This is a genomic window from Mycobacterium sp. NGS67, assembly GCF_059812185.1.
This window is the reverse complement of sequence record NZ_JCALCF010000012.1, coordinates 61332-77247: the sequence shown is the minus strand read 5'-3', so window position 1 is coordinate 77247 and position 15916 is coordinate 61332. Positions and strand designations below refer to the sequence as shown.

Sequence of the window (15916 nt, the reverse complement as noted above, 5' to 3'; positions counted from 1 at the left end):
ATATCTACCCGTGCTTTCATTTCGGCAAACCCCAAATTCAGAGCACCGCCAGTTTCCCTCGAAAACCTCACATGCGGTCAGGAATGTTGTGGCGCCATTCCCGGGATTACCTCGGCGGGCACGGTCGCCGCCAGCACGAACGTCTGCTGTGCGCTGCGTGGCGATCATCAGCGGCGAGAAAGGCCGAGCACTCCCCCTTCGGGGTCGCGCCGTAGGCATAGTCGCAACGTTTGCTGTAACCGAAACACGGGTACGACCGACTCAACTTTCGTGGCCCATTCGGGCAGGGCCAGAAGGCAATTCGTCGTCATAACGAGGGCGCAGGCAAGTCCCGCTCAGGGCGGGGCGGGCAAGGCAGGGCAATCATGAGGCTTGAAGCTGGCATCGTCGGTGCAATTTGGCGGCGCCGCAACATGTTCAGGTCGCCGCGCCCCACCTACGATTAGGCGACTCCTGCGAGGAGCTTCGCATGGGCATCGTCAATGTTGCGAATGGCATTGTGACTTACGATCTTTCGGAAGCTGCGCCGGTGCGGCGCGGCAACGTACACACCTCCATACCCCTATGGAGTTAACAGTCTTTGCGGCGCCGATATCGAGATCGGCGCTGTACGAACAACACCTACGGCTGGCGCAAACCGCCGAGGAGTGTAGCTATTCAGGGTTTTTCCGGGGCGACCACTACTGGGGTGAGCAGCCGCCGGGAACGACCGATGCCTGGGTGACCTTGGCGGGGCTCGCTCGCGAGACCACTAGCATCCGACTCGGGGTGCTGGTGACTGCAGCGACGTTTCGGCACCCGGGTTCGTTGGCCATACAAGTCGCCCAGATCGACCAAATGAGCGGTGGTCGGGTCGAGTTCGGCCTGGGAGCCGGCTGGTATGAGCCCGAGCACCGCGCATACGGCATTCCGTTTCCCTCCGGCAAGGAGCGCTTCGACCGCCTAGAAGAATCACTGGCAGTGATCCTCGGCTTATGGCGCACCTCGATCGGTGACCGCTTCAGTTACCGCGGTAAATATTTCCGCCTCGATGACTGCCCGGCGCTGCCCAAGCCCTACCAGCCAGGCGGTCCCCCGGTCATCATTGGAGGCGCCGGCGCGGTGCGGACCCCAGCGCTCAGCGCCCGTTACGCCGACGAATTCAATCATCTGTCGGCCAGAACAGACTCAGACGATCCGTTCAATTCCCCGCCGACAGGAACCGACGCCGCTGTCGTACAGTTCGAGCGAGTCCGCCAAGCGTGCCGGGCTATCAACCGGGATCCCGCCGAGGTCAAGCTGTCCAACACCCTGGTGTTGTGTTGCGGCCGCACCGACGCAGAGGTCGCATCGCGGGCCGCGGCGATGGGACGCAGTGTCGAGGAGTTGACCCGAAACGGAGGCGCCGGATCTCCTGCCGAACTAGTCGACAACTTCGGCCGCCACGCCGAAATCGGGGTCAGCCGCATCCATCTCATGATCAGAGATATCGACGACCTCGATCACGTTGAGCTTGTCGCCTCCGAGGTCATGCCGCAGCTCGCGCCGCGAAGCGTTACTGCGCCGGATACCCCACGGACTTGATCTCGGTGTACTGGTCGAAGCCGGCCACACCGTTCTGGCGCCCGACGCCGCTGTCCTTGTAGCCGCCGAAGGGGGCGTCCGCGCCGTATGCGGCGCCGCCGTTGACGCCCATGAAGCCGGCTTTGATGCGCCGCGCCACCGCCAGGGAACGCTCCAGCGAACCGGACATCACGTTGCCGGCCAGTCCGTACTTGCTGTCGTTGGCGATCCGGATGGCGTCTTCCTCGTCGTCGAACGGGATGACGGACAGCACCGGGCCGAAGATCTCCTCCTGCGCGATCGTCATCGAGTTGTCGACGTCGGTGAAAAGCGTTGGGCGCACGAAGAATCCCTTGTCGAAGCCGGTTTCCGCGTCGGGGCCGCCGACCAAGGCGGTGGCACCTTCTTCGACACCCTTGCGGATGTAGCCCATCACCCGATCGCGCTGCCGCTCGGAAATGACCGGGCCGCACAGGGTTCCGGGGTCCTGCGGGTCACCGCACGTGACGTTCTCGTAGATGCTCTTCAGGATCGCCACGCCCTCCTCGTAGCGCGAGCGCGGCAGCAGCATCCGGGTCGGGTTCGCGCAACCCTGCCCGGCGTGCATGCACGGCGCGATGCCGATCGCGCAGGCCATGCCGAAGTCGGCGTCCTCCAACACGATGGTGGCCGACTTACCGCCCAGCTCCAGGAACAGCCGCTTCATCGTCGCGGCGCCCTTTTCCATGATCCGTTTGCCGACCACCGTCGACCCGGTGAACGAGATCAGGTCGACCTTCGGCGACAGCGTGAGTTCCTCGCCCACAAAGTGATCCGACGCGGTCACGACGTTGACCACACCGGCCGGGATGTCGGTCTTCTCGGCGATCAGCCGGCCCAGCCGGGTGGCGTTGAACGGCGTGTTGGGTGCCGGCTTGAGCACGACGGTGTTCCCGGTACCCAGCGCCTGGCCGAGCTTGTTGATGGTGACCTCGAACGGGAAGTTCCACGGCACGATCGCGCCGACCACGCCGACGGGCTCGCGCCAGACCTTGATCGTCGTGTTCGTTCCGGTCAGGCTGATCACCCGGTCGCCCAGGTCGGTCTCCCACGCGTACTCGTCGATCAGCCGGGCCGGGTACTTCAGCCCGTCGGCCAGCGGGGCGTCCAGCTGCGGGCCGAAGGTGATTGCGCGCGGCGACCCGACCTCGAGGATGAGCTCCTCACGCAGCTCTTCCTTCTCCTCCTCGATCGCGTCGTGCAGCTGCAGCAGACACCGCTTGCGCAGTTCGCGGTTGGTCGACCAGTCGGTCTCGTCGAAAGCGCGCCGGGCGGCGTCGATGGCCCGGTGCATGTCCTGCTTGGAGGCGTCGGCGACCTCACCGAGCGACTCCTCGGTGGCCGGGTTGATGTTGGTGAAGGTGCCGGCCTGCCCGTCGACGAGCTTGCCGTCGATCATCATCTTCGGCTCGAACCGGACCTTTACAGTGTCAGCCATATCTGTCACTTTCTTCTGACTCGTTAAACGGGCTACAGAGAGCCTTACCGGAAACTAGCCGATTGGCAAGTTGCAACTCGCAGAGCCCCCTACTGCGGGTCGAAAAGCACCGGCACCGCCGTCGGCGACCGGAACACCTGCCCGCGGATGTGCGGGTCGTCCGCGTCGGGGTCCAGACGCAAATTCGGCAGCCGGTCCAGCAGCAGATTGATCGCGGTGCGCATCTCCAGTCGAGCCAGGTGCATGCCCAGGCAGACGTGCACGCCGTGCCCCCACCCCAGGTGTGCCCGGGCCTGACGGTGGATGTCGAACGTGTCCGGGTCGGGATAGCGGTCTTCCTGACGGTTGGCCGAACCCAGCATCGGCATCACCGTGGCGCCGGCCGGAATCGCCACCCCGCCCAGTTCGGTGTCGCGGGTGGCCACCCTGGTGATGGTGAGCAAGGGCGACTCCCACCGCACGCCCTCTTCGATCGCCTGCGGTAACAGCGAGCGGTCCGCCCGGATCGCCTCCAGCTGCTCGGGATCTTTCAGCAGCGCGAGCAGCAGGCTGCCCAGCGACCGGTACGTGGTCTCGACACCGGCCGGCAGCAGTAGCCGCAGGAACGAGAAGATCTCCTCGTCCGCCAGCATCTCGCCGTCGATCTCGGCCGCGCCGAGAGCGCTGATCAGGTCGTCTTTCGGCTCGGCGCGCCGCGCTTCCAGGATCGGCGCGAAATACTCGCACAACGCCGCGGCGGCCGCGAGTCCGCGTTCGGGGTTCATCAGCCAGCTCAGCAGCGAGATCGACCATCGTTGGAACTGCGGGTAGTCCTCCTCCGGCAACCCCAACAGGCCCGCGATGATCTGGCTCGGGTAGTCGAAGGTGAACTCCTTCACCAGATCTGCCTTGCCGTTGGGGGCGAACTCGTCGATCAGACCGTTGGCCACCCGACCGACCAACTCGTCCTGCCACCGCGCTAACGACTTCTGCGAGAACGCCTTTGACACCAGCGACCGCAACCTGCCGTGGATCGGCTCGTCCATCCCCAGCATCACGCGTTCGCCCAGCACCGGGCCGAACGCCGCGATGACGGCGGCCGACGAGAAGGTTTCGTTGTCGCGCAGCATCTGCTGAATGTCTTCGTGGCGATACACGATGAACATCGGCAGCGATTCCTCGTGCGGAAGTGCCCCCGAAGTCTCGAGCCGCTGCACCGGTTCCTCACGGCGCAGTCTCGCCAGTTCGGTGTATGGGTCACGCACGTCACCGGATATCGCGTCGTCGAAGGCGCCGAAATCATTCAGGTCGTCAAATAGCTGTTCCATCAGTGCCTTTCACCATCCTCGGCTGCTTTGCCACGCCGGGCCGCCAATGTCGCCAAGCGCTGCAGTACGGGTTGGGGCAGCACGCGCGCGGCCGCCACCATCGCTTTCTGGTCGACCGTCAGTGGCCAGGCCCCGTCGCGCATCGCGCCTTGTCGCGGTATCCCCAGCACGATCCGTGACATGTGGTGCATGCCGGCGGCGGGAAGAAGTCGGCTGAACGCCAACAACATCGAGGCATCCGGGCCGACGCCGCGACGGCGGAACGGGGCCTGGTCCGCGAGCGCTTTGAGCAGTCCGTCGGTGAATCGCTCTGGTGGACGGGCGAGTTTCATCGCGAACCTGCCCCGGGTGTTCATGGAGTTGTGCAGCCGGGCATACGGACCGGCGAAGTCACGGTCGTCGGTCGTGCCTGCGTCGGTGATGATGTCGGTGTCATAGGTGCCCGACACCAGGACCGTGACACCGAGGCCGAAGGGTGCGATCTCACATGCCATCGACTCGCCCCACCGTTCCAGCGCGCCCTTGGCCGCCGAATAGGGCGCCGTCGCCGGCTGACCGCGCACCCCGGCCGCGCTGGACACCAACACGATCCGCCCCTGCCCCGCCGCCCGCATCGACGGCAGCAACGCCTGGGTGAGCGCCACGGGACCCAGGACGCTGGTGGCAAACATCTTCTGCCACAACGCCATATCGGTCTCTTCCACCATCCCGGCGGCGGATATTCCAGCGTTGTGCACCAACGCGTAGGGAGCGCCGACGGTTTCCTCGATCGTCTTGGCAGCCGCGGAAATCGACGCCGGGTCCAGCAGGTCGAGCTGCACGCAGCGCAGTCGGTCGTCGTCTTCGTCGGCACCGGTCGCCTGACGCAGCAACGGCATTCCGCCCTCCGGTGGCCGCATGGCCGCCACTACCCGCCACCCTTCGCGGTACAGCCGTACGGCCGAGGCGAATCCGAGACCTCGGGAAGCGCCGGTGATGACGACGGCGCGCGGTTCAGCCATTCTTGTCGGCGACTTGATTCTGTGCCGCGCACGGACCTTGTCCCGGCGGCGGCGGATCGACATGTGGCCGCCCGTCGGGCTGTCCGCTCATCCAGGTCGACCAGATGCCGACTGAGAACGGCCCTTGGGCGCCGGCTTTCTCGTAAAACCCTTGCGGGTCATAGACTTTGGCTTCAGGGTAGGGCCACGGGCAGGCCACCGACGTCGCCAGCTTGCTGGCCTTGATCGCGGCGAACCATCCGCCGTAGGCGAAGTAGGACACGTTGATGATGACGAACATCACCAGGAACGTGCCCAATACCGGCCTGCTCGGGAAGATCTTGGCTTTCGCGGCCAGCTTCTCGGCCACCGACTTCCCGGTGTCGTCGCGATAGACCAGGATCGCCGCGGGCACCATCACGAACGTCACCGAAAACGACTCCCAGATCAACGGGAACTGGAAGGTGGTGCCGGTGAAAATGGAGCCCCACGGAATCACCTGCGAGTAGATGTACATGCCCCAGTGGACCAACGTGTTCTCCAGCATGGCATCCATGACGAAGCCGATCACCAGGACTATCGAGCCCAGGCAGATCAACGGGTGCCGCGACACGAAATGCTCGGGACCCTTTCTGGCCTGCAGCTTGCGCAGGATCCATACCCCTGGGAAGTACGGGCCGAAATAGAACATCACGTAACCGAATACGACGAATGGTTCCACCGTCGGCGACAGCGAGACCAGCGGCCACGACTCCGGCCAGTGGATGAGGTCGGGGTTGTAGACCGCGAACGGCGCCCAGTTCATGATCGGGTCCTGCCACACGATCAAGGTGGTGCACAAGAACATCAGCATCGCCGGGCTGCCCGGATTCCGCCGCCAGCCCCTGACGAACACCGCCACGAGCACGACCAGCGCCACCGCAGTCGCGCTGTCCAGGAACGTGATGTAGTCCAGGCCGAACATGAACTCGACGGGACGCGGCCGGCCCTGCACGTTGGGATTGGCGACGCGTGGGCCGAGGGCCTTCCGGCAGTTCACGATGAAGAACAGCGCGAACGCTGCCAGCGCAGCAGCGGCAATCCACCCGCCCCACTTGCGCTTTCCGGCTCGCTGCGGTGTCTTCTGTTCTGCCACAAGCGGTATGGACTGGTCAGTGCTCATTGCGTGCGCCTCACTCTCCGAAGCGGTCCACCAGGTGGGAGTTGACGCCGTCGGCGTCCAGGGTCCGCGCCACCAGATACCCGGCACCCATCCAGGCACGGCGGGTCCACTTGCCCAACGACACCCGGGTGCCGGGTGCCCCCGACGCCGCGGGCAGCATCTTCACCCGCTCCAGCGCCTCCTTCACGCCACGCGGGCTGAGCGGGTGGGCGTCGGTGAACGCCCGCACCAGCGTCGCGGCGACGTCGCGGTTCACCACGGTCACGCAATACTCGGGACGGCTGCCGTTGTACTTCTGCGCGTAGGCGTCGAGGAAGTCCTGCCCTACCTGGTTCGCCTCGTCGTACTGGTCGACCCCGATCCAACCCATGAACGCGTTCCACATGATCGGGTTGACCCAGGCGTTCTGCCACGCGGTGGTGCTGAAGCGCGGCGGGTCCCAGCCGAGCCCCTCGAGTGCGGGGTTGACGAAGACGATTCCGAAGCCGAAGCCCAGGTGCACGATCGCCTCGGCCTTCGCCTCGTGCAGCGTCTGCACGGCAGCGTTGATGTCCTGAGCCGTCTGGGCGATCGACACTTCGGCGACAATCCGAATTCCCTTGCGCCCACAGGCACTTCGCAGGTTCTTCAGATAGCTCTCACCGATCAGGCTCCGCTCGACCAGGACCCCGATCTCGGTGAGTTCTCGTTTGGCGATGAGGTCGGCCAAAAAGATCGGCTCGTCGGTCATGGATCCCTGCGGGAACGCAAAGGTCCACTCGCCCAGCCAGTCGTCGGTGCCGGTCACGCTGATCGCAGGCACCTTGAAGCGTTCCTCGATGGCCTCACGCAGCGGCACACAGTTGTCGGTGATATTGGGGCCGAAGACCACCAGGCAGCCCTCGTCGACCAGTTCGCCATACGCGTCGATCACGGCCTTGACCGACCCTTTGGGCAGACCTTCCACCTCGCGATAGATCATCTGCACGGGCCGGTCCATCAACCCCTGCTGCAGCGCCTCTTCGAAGACGAGCTCGAACGTCCGGGTGAACGAGGCGAACAGCTCTTCCGGAAACCCGGGCGGCAGCTTGAAGTCCATCAGATAGCCGACCTTGATCGGCTCAGCGGTGCTTTCGTAGGACATCTGGCCTCCCGGACGGCCGCGAATGCGGCGGCACGTACTCGTGTTAAAACCTAATATTTGTTCAGACCCTAGTCCGGGCGGTTTGTAGCGTCAATTGCGGGATTGGTCCGTGTCGCCCAGATAGACCTCGATCATCTCGGCCAGCGCCCGCCCCACCGCCACGTCGTCGGTGAGCGGTCCGGCGATCGCCGCCAGTGCCGCCTCCGACATGGTCAGACCCTCGGCGACCAGCCGGCCCGCCGCGATCAGCACCCGCGTCGAGGCGACCTCGCGCAGGCCGCCGGTCTCCAACCGACGGATAGCCTGCCCGAAACGCACCAGATCGGCCGCCGTGCCGGCATCCACCCCGGCCTCGTGCGCGATAATTCTCTCTTCGACTTCCGGTGTGGGAAAGTCGAATTCGATGGCCACCATGCGTTGGCGCGTCGAGTCCTTGAGGTCTTTGAGCACACTCTGATAGCCGGGGTTGTAGGACACCACCAGGCCGAATCCGGGTGCCGCGTCCAGGGTTTCACCGAGCCGCTCGATGGGCAACTGTCGCCGGTGATCGGCGAGCGGATGCAGCACCACGGTGGTGTCCTGCCGGGCTTCCACCACCTCGTCCAGATAGCAGATCGCGCCTTCGCGCACCGCGCGGGTCAGCGGACCGTCCACCCACACCGTCTCGTCACCACGCAGCAGATACCGGCCGACGAGGTCCGCGGTGGTCAGGTCGTCGTGGCAGGCGACGGTGATCAGCGGCCTACCCAGGTCGTGCGCCATGGCCTCGACGAACCGCGTCTTGCCGCAGCCCGTCGGCCCCTTGAGGACCAGCGCCAGGCCTTGCCGGTAGGCCGCCTTGAAGACGGCCTCCTCGCGGCCGACCGCTTGATAGTAGGGCCGCAAGTCATCCACCTCGGGGGTCGCGCCGTTTCGGTAAGCGAGTCCGGACTCGTTTGACATGTCTTCCTTTCCGCCACCGTGGCTTGAGCTTAGCCGGAACAGATGTTTGTTTCAAGCGGACAGCCGGGGTGTCCCCAGCGGCCCGGGAGACTCACGAACTCCGTTCTGCTCCATGCGATTAGGAAACCCGCCGACGCACCTCAGCCGAGCGCAACGCGGACCGGAACAGCGGACCGATCACGCCGGCGAGTTGGTCCGGGCGGCCGATGGTCGCGTGCGCGGTCCTGCCGAAGACGCGACGCAGCGACTCCACGTCGGTCCCCGCGCCGATGGTCAGGCACACGCATCCGGTACCGCGGCGGCGGGCTTCGGACAGCGCACGGCGCGCGTCCGCGGCCCCGTAAGCACGTTCGTACCCGTGGTCGTAGGCCAACCCGTCGGACAGCACCACCAACAACCGCCGGGCCGTGCCGCCGCGCGCCTCCAGGACGGTCGAACCGTGCCGGACCGCCGCCCCCAGCCGCGAATACGCCCCGGGCTCCAAGCTGTTGAGGCGGCGCATGATCCGGGTGTCGAAATGGTCGTCGAACCGTTTGACGGGCACCATGCTCACCGCGCCCCGGCCCTGCGAGTAATACGCGTACAGCGCCACCCGGTCCCCCAGGTCGTGCAACGCGACGGCCAGGTTGGCGACCGCCGCGCGCTGTTGTTCGTGCACCGTGCGCCCGGCCGTGCCCGGTTCGGCCGTCGACCCGGAAACGTCGAGCAGCAGCAGCACCGAAAGGTCGCGCCTGCGTCGCAGGCTGTCCAGATACACCGCCTCGTCGGGCGCCGAACCCGACCGCACCTCTACCCGGGCTTCCACCGCGGCGTCGATGTCGATGTCGTCGCCTTGGGGTTGGCGGTGGCGCCGGTGCAACCCCATGCCCAGCCGGGACAGCGGGCGCCGCACGCCGATCGCGTCGTCGATGGCCTGGGTGGCCGACGGTTTGATCTTCGGTTGGATCTCGCGCACGGTGCACCATCCGGGGCGGTAGCGCTTGTTCCCCGCGTCCCATTCCGGGTACCGCGCGCCGTCGGCTTGCGCATCGTGGATCCGGTCTTCCTCGCTGGACGTCGACGCCAGCGACGACACCGCATGCGCACCACGCTTTCCGGAGTTGGTGCGGTGCGTCGGTGTGTCCGCGCCGGGCGGACCGCCGCCACTACCGGTCTTGCGCGCCGACGACAGCATCTTCTTGAGCCATTTGCCGATGAACCCACCCCCGCCCACCGGGCTGGTGAACATATCCGGATCGTCGGAATCGTCGATCTCGTCATCGTCCAGTTCCTCGAGCCGGTCCGGCTCCTGAGCCTTGCGGTCCCGCGGCACATGCTTGGGGTCCGCTTGATCCTGTTGCTCTGCCCGCCGGGTGTTGGCGGCCAGCACCTTGGCCGCGCGAATCACGCCGAAGGCCGGGCCCGGATCGTCGATTGCGGTCCGCCCCTCGGCGATTCGCAGCGACGCCATCGGTGAGTCGCTGAGGGCGGCGATGTCGCGGTTGCCCAACGACACCAACGGATTCGGCAACAGGTCCCGGTTGGCGCACAGCGCGCGGTGCGCTTCGATCGCCAGGTAGCGACCGGCCAGCTTGCGGTGCCGGACCAGCGGACGCACCACGTCGGGTTCGAGGCTGCCGGCTGCGATCAGCGAGGCCTGCACCGCGACCGCCTCGCGCTGGTAGCGCCGGCCGCCGGACGGATCGAGATAGATCGTCTGGCCGTCGGTCCACGGTGCTTCACCGGGCTGCAGTGCGGCAACCGCCATCGGCCGCCCGGCCAGCGCGGAAGCAAGCATGCCCAGACCCTGGTGGTGGCCCTGGTGATCAGGGGTGTCGCCGACCACGCCCCTCCTTCGTTGACCAAATATCTGTTCCACCGTAGAGTCCGGTCCGATTGCAGTCAACCGAGAGGATCCGGTGCATGACCACGGACAGCGAACTGCGAGAACAGATCCGGCGCCGGACCGACCGCGCGGAGACCCACGACTGCATGCGGTCCCCGGTGGCCGGGACGCGTACGGCACGGCACGGCACCGACGGCCCCTCTTACCACCGGCCGTTGACGGCGTCGCGCTGATTGACCAAATATCTGTTCCAACGTAGAGTGCGGCTTGGTCGCAGACAATTGCCCGAGGTCGAATAACAAACGTGGACTTCTCATACCCGGTGGAAGTGGAGCGCTTCCGCGATGAGTTGCGCGCCTGGCTGTCGACCAATCTGACCGATGAACTCCGGGCCGCGCGAAGGCCGTCGGGCCGTGACGACGCGGTGTTCGAGAAGCTGCGCGCGTGGGACGCAACCGCTGCGGATGCGGGCTGGGGCGCGGTCTCCTGGCCCACCGAATACGGCGGTCGCGGTGCCACGGTGCTCGAACAACTGGTCTACACCGAAGAAACCACGCGCCAGCGAGCCCCGTTGCCGCTGAACGTGATCGGGATGAACAACATCGCCCCCGCGATCATGCAGTACGGCACCGAAGAGCAGAAGACGACGCTGCTGCCGCGGATGATGCGCGCCGACGACATCTGGTGCCAGGGCATGTCGGAACCCGAGGCCGGATCCGATCTGGCCGCACTACGCACTCGGGCGGTGCGCGACGGCGAACACTTCGTGGTCACCGGGCAGAAAATCTGGACTTCGTTGGGCCACAAGGCGAACTGGTGCCAACTGTATGTCCGAACCGACCCGGAAGCCCCGAAACACCAGGGCATCTCCTGCCTGATCGTGGACATGAGCCTGCCCGGCATCGAGGCCCGCCCCCTGGCGACCCTGAACGGCGACACGGATTTCGCCGAGGTGTTCTTCAACGAGGTGCGGATACCGGCCGATGCGCTGCTCGGTCCGCTCAATGCGGGGTGGCAGGTCGCCACCACCACGTTGAGTCACGAGCGTGCCGGGGCCGCACGGTTGTACGCCGAAATGCACGTGCGGCTGGACGAACTCGTGGCCGACTTGACGGCCGTGGACGGCGCGCTTGAGGACCCGGTGGTGCTGCGCCGACTGGGCGAGCTCAGTGTGCGCATCAAGTATCTGGAAGTGTTGTGTCAGCGCGCCATTTCGGCGACGTTGCACGGCGGCGACCCGCTCGGGTCGGCCAGCCTGGCCAAGACCGTGTGGGGCGAGATCGGCCAGGACCTGGCCGCGCTGGCGTTCGACGTGCTGGGCACGCAGGGGCACTGGGCCGACTACCGGTTGTCGTCGCGGTCCTTGACCATCGCCGGAGGCACCAGTCAGATCAACAAGAACATCACCGCACAGCGAGTGCTGGGGCTGCCGCGCAAATGAACCTGGAACTGACCGAAGAGCAGCTCGCCCTGCGCGACACGGTGCGACGGTTTCTCGCTGAGCGGGCCTCGATTTCGGAGCACGTGCGTCCGTTGCTCGACGATCCGTCCGGCCTGACGGACGTGGTGTGGCGCGGACTGGCCGGCCTCGGGGCGACCGGCCTGCTGGTGCCCGATCGATACGGCGGCGCCGGCCTGGGGATGGTCGAGGCCGGCATCGTCGCCGAAGAACTCGGCGCCGCGCTGCACCCCGGCCCCTGGCTGTCCACCGCCGTCGCGGCCGCCCGCCTCCTGGACCGCCTCGGCGGTGACGCTGCCGGGCCGATCCTCACCGGGATCGCCAACGGCACCACCGTTGCCAGCGTCGCCTTTTTGCGCGAGCAGACGCAAAAGCCCCTCATTTCGTCCCGAAATGGGGGCTTTTGCGTCTGCTCACCACCCGTGGCCATCCCGGACGCGGGCGCGGCCGACGTGCTGCTGATCCTGGCCGAAAACGACGACGGCATCGGGGTTTTCGCCATCGACACCGGCGATCCCGGTGTCGTGGTGACGCCCGAACGCGGTATCGACCAGACGCGCAAGCAATTTCGGGTCGAATTGCGCGACGCCGAGGCACGACGGCTGGGCACGCTGGAGCCTTATGCCGTCGCCGCAGTCGAGGATGACGTACTCATCGCGATGGCCGCCGACGCTCTCGGGGCCGCGCAGGCGGTGCTGGACATGGCCGTCGAATACGCCAAGACGCGAAGGCAATTCGGTCAACCGATCGGGTCGTTCCAGGCTGTGCAGCACTTGTGTGTCGACATGTACGAGACGGTCGAGTTGGCCCGCAGCGGGGTGATCCACGCTCTGTGGGCGGCCGACGCATGCCCGCCCGAGCGGCACGCGGCGGCACTGCGGGCCAAGGCATTCGCCGGGCGGTTGGCCACCGTCGGTGACACCGCAATCCAGGTTTTCGGCGGCATCGGTTTCACCTGGGAACACGACGCGCACCTCTACCTCAAGAGATTGCTGAGTTGGAGCGCGTTCAACGGCGCACCCGACCGCTATCTCACCGAAATCGGGAAGCTCCTATCCAAGAAGGAGGCCAGATGATCGACTTCACCGGCCAGGTGGCGATCGTCACCGGAGCCGGCCGCGGCCTGGGCCGCTTGTACGCGCTGGAGTTGGCTCGCCGGGGCGCCGCCGTCGTCGTCAACGACCTCGGCGGAACCATGCACGGCGAAGGCTCCGATACCACCGTCGCCGACGAGGTCGTCGCCGAGATCAAGGCGGCCGGCGGAACAGCGGTGGCCTCGCATCACTCGGTGGCCAGCGCCGAAGGCGGCGAGGCGATCGTGGCGGCTGCCGTAGAGAATTTCGGCCGGCTCGACGCGGTGGTGAGCAACGCCGGCATCTTCGGCAGCGTTGCCTTCGACGAACTGTCCACCGACGATTGGCGTCGCATGCTCACCGTGCACCTCGACGGCGGGTTCTATCTGAGTCAGCCCGCCTACCGGTTGATGAAAGCGCAGAAGTACGGCCGGTTCGTGTTCGTCTCCTCCTCGGCCGGCATGTTCGGGCAGCCGCTGGAAGCCCACTACGCCGCGGCCAAATCCGGGCTGGTGGGGCTTTCTAACGTCATCGCGATCGAGGGCTCCGAACACGGCATCCAGTCCAATACCGTACTGCCGTTCGGGTTTTCGCGCATGGTGACCGAAACCGTCGGTGACCCGAAGGTGCTGGAAGAGATCGGTTTCCTCAGTGCGATCAAGCCCGAGCTGGTGGTGCCGATCGTCGCATTCCTGGCTAGCCGCGACTGCGGGTTCACCCACCACAACTATTCGGCCTGCGCGGGACGTTTCGCCCGGGTCTTTGTGGGTCTGGGCCAGGGCTGGTTCGCCGAATCCGGCAGCGAGCCCACTGCGGACGACGTGCTGGCTCATCTGTCCGAGATCTCGGCGACCGAGCCCTTCACCGTGCCCGGCTCGATCTTCGAGGAAGTGTTCGGCGTGGCCGCACAACTGGGCGTCGGCACCGGCTGATCATGGACATCCCCTACCTGCTGAACGCCACCCGGTCGGCCCGCAAGTCGCTCGATCTGGACGCGCCGGTCGAGCCAGCCGAGATCCGCGACTGTCTGCAGATCGGGCTGCAGGCGGCCAACGGTTCCAATCAACAGAACTGGCGATGGTTGGTGATCACCGACCCACAGTTGCGCGAGCAGATCGCGCGGCTCTACCGCGAGGCGTATCTGCGCCGGGTAGGCGGTCAATTGCTCGCCGGGTTCCTGCCGGCCGGCACCCCGGAGAGCCGGTTGATGTCGTCGACGGAGTGGTTGGTCGAGAACATGTCGCGGGTGCCGGTGCTGGTCATCCCCTGCTATCAGCCGTATTTGCCTCGCATCGAGGGCGACGAGTCGTTCCATCTGGCCACGCTGTACGGCTCGATCTTCCCGGCCGTGTGGAACTTTCAGCTGGCCTTGCACACCCGCGGCTACGGCACCTGTATCACCACCCTGCACCTGCATCACGAGGCCGCCGTGGCCGAACTGCTCGGCATCCCCCCGGACTACGTCCAGGGCTGCCTGCTGCCCGTGGGCCGGCTGCGCGCCGGACACACATTTCGGCCGGCTCCGCGGGCGTCCGTCGAGCACGTGGTCGCGCTGGACCACTGGACCGGCCCACCCATCTAGGATGGGGTCGTCGATGCGGAGCAGGTCGCTCAGCAGCGCGTTTGCCGCAGCCAATCTGATAACCTCTAACAAAGATTTGGTTCGGCAGGAGGACGGATTTCCGATGGTTTCCGCACTGCGATCCGCCCGGTCGTTCGAAGCGCCGTTCAGCGGGCCATGACTGACAGCGCCATCGAAACCGGTACCCGCCGCGCCGAGATCCTCGAAACCGCCGCGTCCCTGATCGCCTCCTCCGGACTGCGAACTTCGTTGCAGGAGATCGCCGATGCGGCAGGGATCCTTCCCGGCAGCCTGTACCACCATTTCGAATCGAAAGAAGCGATCCTGGTCGAATTGATCCGCCGCTATCAGGCCGACCTGGAACGCATCGGGCAAAGCGCCCAAACGAAATTGGACGAGGCCGACTCGCGACCCGCCGCCGGGAAGATCGTCGAATTGGGCCAGGCGATCGCCAACTGCGCTGTGCGGCACCGCGCCGCGCTGCAGATGTCGTTCTACGAGGGCCCGAGCGCGGACCCCGAGCTGATGAAGCTGACGCGGCAGCGGCCGGTCGCGATCCAGGAGGCGATGCTGCAGACCCTGCGGGCCGCCAGGTGGAGCGGCGACATCAATGCCGACGTCGATCTTCCCACGTTGGCCGACCGGATCTGCCAGACCATGCTGCAGGTCGGCCTCGACGTCATGCGGCACAATTCCTCCGCCGATCAGGTCGCAGCGCTGCTGTGCCGGATAATATTGCAGGGCTTGGCATCTCGTCCTCCTGACGATGGTCCGCTGGACCGCTCGACGGCTTTCACCGCGGCCAGCGACGTCATCGACACGTGGGCCGACGACAGCGAAGCCGACCCCCGTGACAAGGCCGCCCAACTGCGTGCGGTCGCACGAACGGAGTTCGGCCGCAAGGGATACGAAGTCACCACCGTCCGCGACATCGCCGCCGCGGCCGGACTGGGCACCGGAACCGTCTATCGCGTCATCGGGTCCAAGGACGAACTGCTGGCGTCGATCATGCGGTCGTTCGGCCAGAAGGTGGAGGCCGGGTGGATCGCCGTGCTGCGCGCCCAGGCGAGTCCCGTGGCGAAGCTGGACGCGCTGAGTTGGGTCAACGTCAATGCGCTGGACCAGTTTTCCGACGAGTTCCGGATCCAGCTCGCCTGGATGCGCCAGTCCCCGCCCCGGGATGCGGTGAACCCGGGCTGGTCGTACACGACGCGGTTGCGTCAGATGAAATCGCTGCTCTCCGAAGGGACTCGGTCCGGCGAGATCGCTATCGACTCGCCGTCGACCACGATGCTGGCCCGCTGCGTCATCGGCATGCAGTGGATTCCGGAGAACATCCTGCGCGACATCGGCACCCGGGCCTCGCTCATCCTGGCCCGCGACACCGTCCTGCGCGGTGTCGCCGTTCGCGGCAAGTGACGATCCGTTCCGAGCTGTAGCGTCG

General features: G+C 66.1%; 14 protein-coding genes and 1 pseudogene. 8 read left to right on the top strand and 7 right to left on the bottom strand.

The features are described from left to right. Positions 1-272: 272 nt before the first annotated feature. Positions 273-446 (top strand): annotated as a pseudogene (locus tag AC5Y4D_RS13660) (hypothetical protein); the annotation flags it as partial. A 118-nt stretch (positions 447-564) separates the two neighbouring features. Then, complete coding sequence (locus AC5Y4D_RS13655; protein ID WP_499941356.1) at positions 565-1563, top strand: LLM class F420-dependent oxidoreductase; 999 nt, start codon at positions 565-567, stop codon at positions 1561-1563. Here AC5Y4D_RS13655 and AC5Y4D_RS13650 read toward each other — a convergent pair. From AC5Y4D_RS13650 to AC5Y4D_RS13620, 7 genes are all read right to left on the bottom strand, one after another. Next, positions 1535-3019, bottom strand: a complete 1485-nt coding sequence (locus tag AC5Y4D_RS13650; protein WP_499941358.1) for an aldehyde dehydrogenase family protein — start codon at positions 3017-3019, stop codon at positions 1535-1537. The two genes, AC5Y4D_RS13655 and AC5Y4D_RS13650, sit on opposite strands and share 29 nt — an antisense overlap. A gap of 89 nt (positions 3020-3108) precedes the next feature. Continuing rightward, positions 3109-4326 carry a cytochrome P450 gene (locus tag AC5Y4D_RS13645; RefSeq protein WP_499941360.1) on the bottom strand — a complete coding sequence of 406 codons (1218 nt, stop codon included), beginning with the start codon at positions 4324-4326 and terminating at the stop codon, positions 3109-3111. Continuing rightward, the gene (locus AC5Y4D_RS13640) at positions 4326-5327 is read right to left on the bottom strand and encodes an SDR family oxidoreductase (protein ID WP_499941362.1); all 1002 of its coding nucleotides are present in this window, start codon (positions 5325-5327) and stop codon (positions 4326-4328) included. Before AC5Y4D_RS13640 ends, AC5Y4D_RS13645 begins: the two co-directional genes overlap by 1 nt. Then, entirely contained in the window at positions 5320-6468 is a 1149-nt protein-coding gene (locus tag AC5Y4D_RS13635) for a spirocyclase AveC family protein (protein ID WP_499941364.1), read from the bottom strand. The genes AC5Y4D_RS13640 and AC5Y4D_RS13635 overlap by 8 nt, the downstream gene beginning before the upstream one ends. 10 nt (positions 6469-6478) lie before the next feature. Beyond that, positions 6479-7591 (bottom strand): ABC transporter substrate-binding protein, encoded by a 1113-nt coding sequence (locus tag AC5Y4D_RS13630; RefSeq protein ID WP_499941366.1) that lies wholly within the window; start codon positions 7589-7591, stop codon positions 6479-6481. Positions 7592-7681: 90 nt separating this feature from the next. Further along, positions 7682-8533, bottom strand: a complete 852-nt coding sequence (locus AC5Y4D_RS13625; RefSeq protein WP_499941368.1) for a CbbQ/NirQ/NorQ/GpvN family protein — start codon at positions 8531-8533, stop codon at positions 7682-7684. 118 nt (positions 8534-8651) lie between these two features. Continuing rightward, positions 8652-10310, bottom strand: a complete 1659-nt coding sequence (locus AC5Y4D_RS13620; RefSeq protein WP_499941426.1) for a nitric oxide reductase activation protein NorD — start codon at positions 10308-10310, stop codon at positions 8652-8654. A 125-nt stretch (positions 10311-10435) separates the two neighbouring features. Between AC5Y4D_RS13620 and AC5Y4D_RS13615 the strand changes: the two genes are divergently transcribed. The 6 genes from AC5Y4D_RS13615 to AC5Y4D_RS13590 all read left to right on the top strand — a co-directional run bounded on the left by AC5Y4D_RS13615 (position 10436) and on the right by AC5Y4D_RS13590 (position 15891). Next, positions 10436-10591 carry a hypothetical protein gene (locus tag AC5Y4D_RS13615; RefSeq protein WP_499941370.1) on the top strand — a complete coding sequence of 52 codons (156 nt, stop codon included), beginning with the start codon at positions 10436-10438 and terminating at the stop codon, positions 10589-10591. Positions 10592-10662: 71 nt separating this feature from the next. Next, a complete protein-coding gene (locus AC5Y4D_RS13610) occupies positions 10663-11799 on the top strand; it encodes an acyl-CoA dehydrogenase family protein (RefSeq protein ID WP_499941372.1) in 1137 nt (378 codons plus the stop codon). After that, on the top strand, positions 11796-12893 hold the full coding sequence (locus tag AC5Y4D_RS13605) for an acyl-CoA dehydrogenase family protein (RefSeq protein ID WP_499989736.1): 1098 nt from the start codon (positions 11796-11798) through the stop codon (positions 12891-12893). The genes AC5Y4D_RS13610 and AC5Y4D_RS13605 overlap by 4 nt, the downstream gene beginning before the upstream one ends. Beyond that, positions 12890-13822, top strand: a complete 933-nt coding sequence (locus AC5Y4D_RS13600; protein WP_499944811.1) for an SDR family NAD(P)-dependent oxidoreductase — start codon at positions 12890-12892, stop codon at positions 13820-13822. Before AC5Y4D_RS13605 ends, AC5Y4D_RS13600 begins: the two co-directional genes overlap by 4 nt. Before the next feature lie 2 nt (positions 13823-13824). Further along, positions 13825-14472, top strand: coding sequence for a nitroreductase family protein (locus AC5Y4D_RS13595; protein WP_499944810.1), 648 nt, complete (start codon positions 13825-13827; stop codon positions 14470-14472). Between the two features lie 156 nt (positions 14473-14628). Further along, entirely contained in the window at positions 14629-15891 is a 1263-nt protein-coding gene (locus AC5Y4D_RS13590) for a TetR/AcrR family transcriptional regulator (RefSeq protein ID WP_499944809.1), read from the top strand. Positions 15892-15916 lie beyond the last annotated feature (25 nt).

Excerpts from the sequence above, each read along its gene's own strand:
- AC5Y4D_RS13655 (WP_499941356.1), top strand. The coding sequence starts at position 565 with ATGGAGTTAACAGTCTTTGCGGCGCCGATATCGAGATCGGCGCTGTAC.
- AC5Y4D_RS13650 (WP_499941358.1), bottom strand. The coding sequence starts at position 3,019 with ATGGCTGACACTGTAAAGGTCCGGTTCGAGCCGAAGATGATGATCGAC.
- AC5Y4D_RS13645 (WP_499941360.1), bottom strand. The coding sequence starts at position 4,326 with ATGGAACAGCTATTTGACGACCTGAATGATTTCGGCGCCTTCGACGAC.
- AC5Y4D_RS13640 (WP_499941362.1), bottom strand. The coding sequence starts at position 5,327 with ATGGCTGAACCGCGCGCCGTCGTCATCACCGGCGCTTCCCGAGGTCTC.
- AC5Y4D_RS13635 (WP_499941364.1), bottom strand. The coding sequence starts at position 6,468 with ATGAGCACTGACCAGTCCATACCGCTTGTGGCAGAACAGAAGACACCG.
- AC5Y4D_RS13630 (WP_499941366.1), bottom strand. The coding sequence starts at position 7,591 with ATGTCCTACGAAAGCACCGCTGAGCCGATCAAGGTCGGCTATCTGATG.
- AC5Y4D_RS13625 (WP_499941368.1), bottom strand. The coding sequence starts at position 8,533 with ATGTCAAACGAGTCCGGACTCGCTTACCGAAACGGCGCGACCCCCGAG.
- AC5Y4D_RS13620 (WP_499941426.1), bottom strand. The coding sequence starts at position 10,310 with ATGCTTGCTTCCGCGCTGGCCGGGCGGCCGATGGCGGTTGCCGCACTG.
- AC5Y4D_RS13615 (WP_499941370.1), top strand. The coding sequence starts at position 10,436 with ATGACCACGGACAGCGAACTGCGAGAACAGATCCGGCGCCGGACCGAC.
- AC5Y4D_RS13605 (WP_499989736.1), top strand. The coding sequence starts at position 11,796 with ATGAACCTGGAACTGACCGAAGAGCAGCTCGCCCTGCGCGACACGGTG.
- AC5Y4D_RS13600 (WP_499944811.1), top strand. The coding sequence starts at position 12,890 with ATGATCGACTTCACCGGCCAGGTGGCGATCGTCACCGGAGCCGGCCGC.
- AC5Y4D_RS13595 (WP_499944810.1), top strand. The coding sequence starts at position 13,825 with ATGGACATCCCCTACCTGCTGAACGCCACCCGGTCGGCCCGCAAGTCG.
- AC5Y4D_RS13590 (WP_499944809.1), top strand. The coding sequence starts at position 14,629 with ATGACTGACAGCGCCATCGAAACCGGTACCCGCCGCGCCGAGATCCTC.